This window comes from Vibrio sp. 10N.261.46.A3 (assembly GCF_041472995.1).
Classification (GTDB): domain Bacteria; phylum Pseudomonadota; class Gammaproteobacteria; order Enterobacterales; family Vibrionaceae; genus Vibrio; species Vibrio coralliirubri.
Genome location: NZ_JBFRRH010000076.1, coordinates 1 through 1,032 on the forward strand (window position 1 = coordinate 1; position 1,032 = coordinate 1,032).

The window sequence follows — 1,032 nt, forward strand, 5'->3', positions numbered from 1 at the left end:
TTTGTAACGAAGAACGGCTCACAATCGGGAGCCGTTCTTGTCTCTAAACCTGAGTTCGCACTAAGTGACGTTACGTTAAATCAGCAGTTACAAAGAATCCCACTGCTTACTAACTTGATTCATCATTCCTTCATATATCACCCCAGAAAAAGGGGCTTCATATTTTTCATAAATAAAATCATGGACGATATCAGAAAAGCATTCGATACATGGGCATGCCGACATCATCTTATGTGTTCGAGCCATGTTAATAACATGCCCCTCTACTTCCTCTCGCATTTGTACAACAGGGGCTAGGATAGATTCTAATTCGAAGCCCATTTTTTTTCTTGATGATTTTTTTCCCACAACAGAGTTCTCGATAAAAATTTGATTCTAGATCATAACACCCAAAGTATGGGTGCGGATTAAGTGACGTTACGTTAAATCCATAATGTCGCTAGTTTAATAAAGTCATACAATCCTCGTAAGAAGGGGAGCTCCCTGACTCAATACCCCACAATTGTTTTGATGCAAAAAAAGAGAAGGAAATGTCAGATTCAAGCCCTTTATTTTTTCTGGCTAACTTTTTATTCAGGTAGATTTCTTTTACTCGTTCAAGATCTTTCCCTGAAATACTCCGAGAATCCCTACAAATCATAGCCAACCCTTCTTTGGCGTATAGCATAACGTCATTATTCGCCCAGACAGGAAAAACAAAAAATAGGATTAGTAAGTAATTTCTTCTCATGCTTTCCCCATGAAAAATTAAAACGTAATACAAGAATAGAGCATTACGCACGTTGTTTCGCTGAATTCACCTGGGCGCCTACTGAAGAAACCAAGGGAAATGATGATCTATCACTCAAAGATAGGTGTTCATTATTCCTATTACAATGGAATGGTCGCCCCTCCCTCAGCCTTCTACTATGAAGGTAACGATGAGATAGGAGAAAGAGCATGACTGTAACAACGGTAGGTATCGATTTAAAAACCCCGATGCCTTTGCGAGTTAATTTTGCTCAAATGGCTTGTATTTAACATATGATAGCT

At 38.8% G+C, this 1,032-nt stretch carries 1 protein-coding gene; it reads right to left on the bottom strand.

Features of this window, described 5'->3' with window-relative positions; all coding sequences use genetic code 11:
- Nucleotides 1–87: 87 nt before the first annotated feature.
- Nucleotides 88–348, bottom strand: a complete 261-nt coding sequence (locus tag AB4484_RS18200; RefSeq protein ID WP_372079637.1) for a hypothetical protein — start codon at nucleotides 346–348, stop codon at nucleotides 88–90.
- Nucleotides 349–1,032 lie beyond the last annotated feature (684 nt).